Annotated in this window: 6 protein-coding genes; 1 reads left to right on the top strand and 5 read right to left on the bottom strand. The window is 68.2% G+C overall.

Features of this window, described 5'->3' with window-relative positions; genetic code table 11:
- Positions 1 to 13: 13 nt before the first annotated feature.
- A complete protein-coding gene (locus AC5JBD_RS06190; protein ID WP_495720886.1) occupies positions 14 to 1,771 on the bottom strand; it encodes a ShlB/FhaC/HecB family hemolysin secretion/activation protein in 1,758 nt (585 codons plus the stop codon).
- Positions 1,772 to 2,158: 387 nt separating this feature from the next.
- Here AC5JBD_RS06190 and AC5JBD_RS06185 point away from each other — a divergent pair, with 387 nt between their 5' ends.
- Positions 2,159 to 3,169, top strand: coding sequence for an FHA domain-containing protein (locus AC5JBD_RS06185; protein WP_495720885.1), 1,011 nt, complete (start codon positions 2,159 to 2,161; stop codon positions 3,167 to 3,169).
- Here the strand turns inward: AC5JBD_RS06185 and AC5JBD_RS06180 are convergent.
- The 4 genes from AC5JBD_RS06180 to AC5JBD_RS06165 form a co-directional block, all read right to left on the bottom strand.
- Complete coding sequence (locus tag AC5JBD_RS06180) at positions 3,166 to 4,530, bottom strand: sensor histidine kinase (RefSeq protein ID WP_495720884.1); 1,365 nt, start codon at positions 4,528 to 4,530, stop codon at positions 3,166 to 3,168. The genes AC5JBD_RS06185 and AC5JBD_RS06180 overlap by 4 nt on opposite strands.
- Entirely contained in the window at positions 4,527 to 5,246 is a 720-nt protein-coding gene (locus AC5JBD_RS06175) for a response regulator (protein ID WP_495720883.1), read from the bottom strand. Before AC5JBD_RS06175 ends, AC5JBD_RS06180 begins: the two co-directional genes overlap by 4 nt.
- A gap of 91 nt (positions 5,247 to 5,337) precedes the next feature.
- The gene (locus AC5JBD_RS06170; RefSeq protein WP_495720882.1) at positions 5,338 to 5,961 is read right to left on the bottom strand and encodes an EF-hand domain-containing protein; all 624 of its coding nucleotides are present in this window, start codon (positions 5,959 to 5,961) and stop codon (positions 5,338 to 5,340) included.
- 110 nt (positions 5,962 to 6,071) lie between these two features.
- A complete protein-coding gene (locus AC5JBD_RS06165; protein WP_495720881.1) occupies positions 6,072 to 6,974 on the bottom strand; it encodes a DUF1349 domain-containing protein in 903 nt (300 codons plus the stop codon).
- Between the last annotated feature and the right edge of the window lie 31 nt (positions 6,975 to 7,005).

Here is a 7,005-nt window from a genome sequence, read left to right as displayed (position 1 = left end):
CTCCCGGCGGCAATCAGCGGCCGGGCGAAAATTGCAAAGTCAGCGACAGGAGCAGCCGGTCCGGTGCACGTTTGGCATCGGGCACGAGCAGCGCCTTGTCTTCGGGACGCGCGTACATCGCTTCGAACAGGGCAAGCCGGGGGATGAGGATGCGGACGCCGGCGCCATAGGAGCGCAGCGTCCGGTTATCCTCGACCGCGTTGGGATCGAGGTTCCAGATCCAGACACTGTCGTGAAAGCCGAACAACTCGGCCCTCACCTTCTCATTCTCGAAGACCTTCGCGCGCGGCTCGATGCGGACGCCGACGGCGCGGTCGGCGCTGTTCGCACCCGGATCGTAGCCGCGGCCGATGGTAAGGTTGCCGAGCGAGAACTCCTCGAAGTTGAGGAGGGGATTGTTGGTCCACTGCCCGACTGCCTCGGCGGCCAGGCTAAGGAAGGAGCCGAAGCTGAACACGCCGTCCAGTTCGCCCCGGATCACGGTGGCGGTCGGATCGCCCTCGATGCGCGAGGGCGTGAAGCCGCCGGGCGAGATCTCACGGCGCTTGGTGGCGTTGAAGATGTCGAGTCCGCGGCGGACCTCGAGAGCGGCGCCGATCGAATAGAGGTCGGTGCCGATCGGGGTGGGCTGACGGACGCCGCCTTCCAGCCGCAGGAAGGCCACGCGCAGCTTGTCGCGATTGAGCGGCAGGCCGCCGGCATCGGAAAAGACGCGCGTGCGCTGCTCGATGAACTCGACGCCGGTGCGGACGGTGAAGTTGTGCCGCAGCGAACGGATCAGGGGCTGCGCGATCTCGACCCGGCCGATCAGCGATTCCGAGCGCAGGTCGAGCAGTCCCACCTCCGGCTGCGACCAGGCATAGAGGAAGCTTCCGCCGAGACTGAGGCCGCTACGCCCGAGGCCGGCGATATGGCCGACCTGGACGACCTGCTGCTCGTCGATATCGATGGTGGAGGAGACGCCGGCATAGGTGACGCCGGGCGAGCCGGTGAGGCCGTAGACCTCGCCGCGCACGTAGGCGGTCTCGCGGCCGAGTTGGCGGGAGCCGTAGTTCTGAATGTTGGCGAGGAACTGAGCGCGCGTGTAGCGGACCTCCAGATCGCCGATCACCTCACCCGGAACGGTGCCGGCGGGGCGGAGCTGGAGCTGCACGTCGAGGCCGGGAACATCGCCGGCGAGGAGCAGGATGCGCTCGGCGTCGCGCTCGTTGAGCGGATCGAGCGCGCGCAATTGTTCGATCCGGCTGGACAGCGTGTCGCGATAGGGGGCGGCATCGCCGCGGACGCGAACCTCGATTACCTTGGCCGTGATCACCTCGAGCCTCAGCTCGCCTGTCTCGATGGTCTGGGGCGGGATCTGGACCGAGGCGACATAGCCTTCGCGGCGGAGCAGCTCGGTCGCGCGGTCGCGCACGTCGCAGACCACGCGGATCGCCTGCTGGCCGCCGGGGGGCGGACCGATCCTGTTGAGCAGGGGCGCGATGGCGGGGCTGAGCGGCGCCCCACCGAGGCCGGTGAAGCGAACCGAGGTGATGTTGACCTGCAGGTCGTAGCGTTCGAGCGGACAGGGGGCAGTTTGAACGGCGCCTTCGGCGTCTACGCGGACGCGGCCACGGGCGCGGGTATCGTCGGGCTCGGGAAGCTCGACCTGCTCCCGAGTGGGTAAAGTAGGGGTTTGCTGAGCATGAGCGGCCGTCGGAAGAGTCGAAGCCGCCGCCAGCAGTGCCGTGGCGACAGCCTTTTTAGACACACCCCGATTGCCTGCAGCCATGCGCGCCCCCAGCCCCGGCTCCCCGCATCACGCGCTCCGCAATTCCCTGCCCCTGGTTGCGGACGGTGACAAACGACTCGGAAGAGCTTGATTAACAAACTCTTGCTAGTCAGATAGTTGGGACAGAGTCAACTTTGGCGGACTTGCGTCGTGCCAACTTGGCGCGTCGATAAACACATGGATCAGTATGTTTGCCAGATTGGGTCAGAACCGGCTTGATTCCGCACCTTCCATGGTTTCAACCTAGAGAATACTTGTCGGAGAGGCCGCGCGGTTGTAGTCCGAAAATACAGGATTTAGAGTTGCCTCACCGCGCACAGAGTTCCACGTTGCGCGCCAAGAGTATCCGATGCACGCTCGATGATCTGAACGGGGGGTCGGCAGCGCATGGAAGTCGATGAGGCTTACGTCACTGTTACGGTGAACGGCGAGACTCGTCGGTTTGACATCGCTCCGGCGGATCTGTGCGGAATCGGGCGCAGCGACCATAACCGGATCCATATCATCGATCCGCTCGCCTCCCGCGACCATGCGATGATTCGGCGGGATTCCAACGGCCGCTGCTTCCTCGCGGATGCAGGCAGCAGCAACGGCACAACGCTGAACGGGCGGCCGGTCACCGTGCAGACGGCGCTCTCCGACGGCGACATGATCGCGATCGGCCAGCACCGCCTCAGCTTCCATCAGCCGAGCGCGGCCGCGGCCGCTGCGGCGGCGGAAGCGCAGCGCACCCAGATCTCCTTCCTGCAGAGCCTGGTCACCGTGCTGGTTATGGACGTGCGCAACTATACCGTGCTGTCGCGCGAGCTCGGCGAGACTCAGATCTCGGCGCTGATGGCCGAGATCTTCCGCGCCGCCGGCGAGCTGCTGACGGCCAAGCGGAGCTGGTCCCAGAAATATATCGGCGATGCGATCATGAGCGTCTGGGTTCACGACAAGCCGAATGTCGAACCGCAGGAGCTCGCCGGCATCATCGACATCATCCTCGAGCTCCGCCGCCTCTTCACCAGCCTGGAGGCTCGCTTCAATTTGTCGCGGCCATTGAGCTTCGGCGCGGCGATCAACACCGGCTACGCCTCGATCGGCAACATGGGCAGCGCCGCGCTGGCGGACTTCACCGCGCTCGGCGACACCGTCAACAAGGCGTTCCGGCTGGAGAGCGCAACCCGCAGCCTCAATTGCGACCTCATCATCGGGCGCAGCGTGATCGAGTTCCTGTCGCCGCCGATCCCGCTCGGCAAGCGGCCGGCGCTGATCGAGACCAACCTCAAAGGCTATGACGCGCCCGAGAAGCTCGCCGCTTTCCAGTTCGACGAGATCGAATATCTGCGCGCCCTCGTGGTGGCCGACCGCCCCGAGACGACCATCGTCCCAGGCGAGCATAGCGAAGCGGGCTAGGCGCCCTTCCCGAGCGGGAGCAGGATGGCGGCGCTGAGACCGCCTTCCGTCTGATTTGCGAGCTCGAGCCGACCGCCGTGGCTTTCGGCGATCGTGCGGGCGATGGCGAGGCCGAGGCCGCTGCCGCCGGTGGCACGATTGCGCGACGGCTCCAGCCGATAGAAAGCATCGGTCACCCGCTCCAGCTCGGCGGGCGCAATGCCGGGGCCGCGATCGTCGACGCTGATCCGCGCCTCGGCGCCGGCGGCGGAAACGGCGACCTCGGCAGTCTCGCCATATTTGACCGCATTCTCGATCAGGTTGCGGACCGCCCGCCGAAGCGAATTGGGGCGAACGCTCGCCACGACCCGCTCGCCGGGCTCGAAGCTCACTTCCTTGCCGAGATCGAGGAACTCTTCCGCGACGGCCTCCACCAGCGCGCCAAGGTCGACGGTGCGCTCGGCTTCGCTCGGCTGGCCGGCACGAGCCAGTGCGAGGATGTCGTCGAGCGTCTGATCCAGAGTCTCGATGGTGGCGATCATGCGGGTGCGCTCCGCATCGTCGGCGACCGCTTCGGCGCGGATGCGGAGCGAGGCGAGCGGCGTCCGCAAATCATGGCCGATCGCCCCGATCATCCGGTCCTTTTCGGCGATCAGCCCGACCACCCGCCCCCGCATGTCGTTGAACGCGCTGGCCAGGCGGCGCAGGTCGGCGGGGCCGTGGGGGCGAATTTGAAAGCCGGCGTCGCGGCCGCCGAATGCCTCGGCGGCCGCCGTCATCTCCCTCAGCGGCCGGGCGATGCGCCGCGCAATCAGCAGGACCGCTCCCAGCACGATGGCATAAAGAGCGAGGGTCGCAGCCAGCATCCGCCAGGCGAAGCCGGTATCCGGACGGCGAAGCGCGAAGCGGCCGTTGAGCCATGCGCCGTCGGCAAGCTGCACCGAAACCAGCAGCAGGCGGCGCCCGCCGCGCGAGCCGCCCTCCCCTGCATCAGGGTCGCGACGGCGCGACTGCGCCTCCCCGGCCTGCACCTGCCGCGCCGCCAGCGCCGCCTCCTCCAACTCCTGCCGGAGCCGCTGCTCCAGCCGCGCATCGCGGCTCAGGGCACGGCGCTCCACCGTGCTGCGGTCGGCAATCGTGAAGCGGGTTCCGCCCCCGGAGAGGCGGCGCGCCAAGCTCTGCCGCTGAATCGGCCCCGCGGCCGACACCGCCTGGACCGCCCCCGCCACCCGCGACAGTGCGGGGTTCTCGCTCTGCGCCAGCCGCGCGCGCTGGCCCTCGTTGAGCAGGAAGGCCAGGTTCACCGCCTGGGCGATCAGCAGGGCAGCCGCCATCAGCAGGGCGACCTGCCCGACGAGGCTGTTCGGCAGCAGTCGCCTCACAGGCGCGTCACTTCGGCGGCGAGCGTATATCCGCCGCCCCACACCGTCTTGATGAACTTGGGCTCGCGCGGGTTGGGCTCGACCTTCTTCCTGAGGCGGCTGATCTGGTTGTCGATGCTGCGGTCGAACGCCCCCATGTCGCGGCCCTGGGCGAGATCGAGCAGTTGGTCCCGGGTCAGCACCTGGCGCGGCCGCGTCACCAGCGCGAGCAGGAGATTATACTCGCCGGTCGAGAGCGGCACCGCCACTCCGTCCTCTCCGACCAGCTCGCGCTCGCCGGTCTTCAGCACCCACGGACCGAAGGCGTAGGCGCCGCTGTCGGGTGCCCGAACCTTGGGGGCGCCGCCGGCACTGCGGCGGAGCACGGCCTTGATCCGGGCGACGAGCTCGCGCGGGTTGAACGGCTTCACCAGATAATCGTCCGCGCCCATCTCCAGACCGACGATGCGGTCGGTATCGTCGCTCATCGCGGTGAGCAGGATGACCGGCACCTCGCTGTTGGCGCGGATGTGGCGGCAGAGGCTGAGGCCGTCCTCGCCCGGCATCATGACGTCAAGGACGACGAGGTCGATCCCATATGCCGAGAGGATCCGCCGGGCAGCCGCGGCATCCTCCGCCCGGCTGGTGCGAAAGCCGTTCTTGCCGAGGTAGGCGGCAAGCGGCTCGCGGATGTCGCGGGCGTCGTCGACGATCAGGATGTGCGGTTCTTCGGCCATGACAATCCCGCGTTAGTCGGTCCGGCCCCGACGTGAAAGCCGCGCGGGAAGCGAGTCCCGCGCGGCTCCACGACCGGGTTCGGCTCGGTCGTTACTGGCGGTTGCCGCGGCGGGCGGCACGCGCCTGGTCGAACTCGGCACGGGTGATCCGGCCGTCCTTGTCGGCGTCGAGCCGGGCGATGCGCTGCGCGTCGCGGGCGCTGAACTCGGCCAGGGTGATCGCGCCGTTGCTGTCAGTGTCGAGCCTGGCGAGGCGGTTGCCGCGGCGCTCGCCGCGTTCGCCCCGGCGCTCGGCGCGGGCGGCGCGCTTCGCCTGGAGCTCAGCCTGGGTGAGGCTGCCATCCTTGTTGGCGTCGAGCCGCTGGAAGCGGGCGGCGGCGCGCTGCTGGGTATGCGCCGTCAGCTCGGCCAGGGTGATGGCGCCGTTGCGGTCGGCGTCGGCCTGGACAAGGCGCTCACCGCCACCGCGGCGGCCGCCCCGCTGACCGCGCTCGCCGCGCTGCGCCTGCAGCTCGGCCTGGGTCAGGCTGCCGTCCTTGTTGGCATCCAGCTTCTGGAAGCGCGCGACCGCCCGCTGCTGCAGCTCGGCCGTAGTGACCGCACCGTCGCTGTTCGCGTCGAGGCGGTCGAAAGGGCCGCCTTGGAGCGCGAGCGCGGTGCCACCGCCTGCAAGCAGGGCCATCGCGAAACCGGCGCCGATAATCTTCTTCTTCATGATTGCTCCTTTGGAAATCCGAAGAGGACGTTCGCGTCCTCATAAGACCCATCTGGAGCCTCATTGTCGCGCAACTTTGCCGCGGGGGCGGCAAATTGTCGCAATTTGTATCAGCCGAGCGCCTCCAGGAGCTCCGTCTCACTAAGGTTCGGGTCGGTCAGCCGATTGGTGCCGTTCACCTGCGCATACCAGTCGCGGATCGGCTGCGGCTTCGGCCGCGAGAAGCGGATCCAGTCCACCTCCAGTGCCATGTCGACCCGCGCCTCCTTGGGCACGCTGCGGTTGATGCGCTCCGGCTCCTCCGGCCCGCGGTCGGGCACGTCTGGGCTCGACGTATAGGCGATCAGGCCGACCTGGACCGGCGGCGGCGTCTCCATGCGGTAGAAGCGGTCGCGCACCTGCCAGGGTGAGTCCTCGTCCTCGCGGGCCAGTGCGAACATCGCCATGCCGCTGCGCACCAGCCGGAGCTCGACCCAGCCGCTGCGCCACGGCCTGAGCTTCAGCGACGAGGTGCTGTTGAACGTCGCCTTCGTCTCCGTCATCACCTTGCCGGCCTCGTGGCCGACGCCGGTGGTGATGAAGTTCCAATTCTCCGCGCGCGGCTGCCAGGTGGCGGCGGCGAGACCGTTCGGGACGCGCGCCATCAGCCCGCCCAGCGACCAGGTGCCGCCCGGCACCTCGCCCTCGAGGCCGCGCACCCGCACCCGCGCCCTCACGTCGAAATCACCTTCCAGCGTCTTGAACAGGAAGGGCGCGTTGAGATCGCGCACCCATGCCGAGTCATAAGGCTGGAGGTGGAGCGCACCCTTGGTGGTGCGGCCGACGTCCATCACCTTGATCTTGTCGGGCCAGCCGTAGCGAGCGTGGAAGAGCGTCCAGTCGGGCGAGAGCGTGCCGCCCTCGAACTCGTCGTTCAACGCCGACAGGTCGGTCGCCGACCCCACCTGCGCGGCGGCCGGGCCGACGTCAGCCGATACCATCGCCATGGCGGCGATCGCCCAATTCAGTTTCATGTTCCCTCCCCGACTTCTACGCAGGCCGTGC

The organism is Allosphingosinicella sp., assembly GCF_059502505.1.
Note: the sequence above shows the minus strand (reverse complement) of the source record. Positions and strands in the feature narration are given on the sequence as shown.

Bases quoted from the DNA above. Each gene is read 5' to 3' on its own strand.
- AC5JBD_RS06175 (WP_495720883.1), bottom strand. From the start codon at position 5,246: ATGGCCGAAGAACCGCACATCCTGATCGTCGACGACGCCCGCGACATC.
- AC5JBD_RS06165 (WP_495720881.1), bottom strand. From the start codon at position 6,974: ATGAAACTGAATTGGGCGATCGCCGCCATGGCGATGGTATCGGCTGAC.
- AC5JBD_RS06190 (WP_495720886.1), bottom strand. From the start codon at position 1,771: ATGGCTGCAGGCAATCGGGGTGTGTCTAAAAAGGCTGTCGCCACGGCA.
- AC5JBD_RS06185 (WP_495720885.1), top strand. From the start codon at position 2,159: ATGGAAGTCGATGAGGCTTACGTCACTGTTACGGTGAACGGCGAGACT.
- AC5JBD_RS06170 (WP_495720882.1), bottom strand. From the start codon at position 5,961: ATGAAGAAGAAGATTATCGGCGCCGGTTTCGCGATGGCCCTGCTTGCA.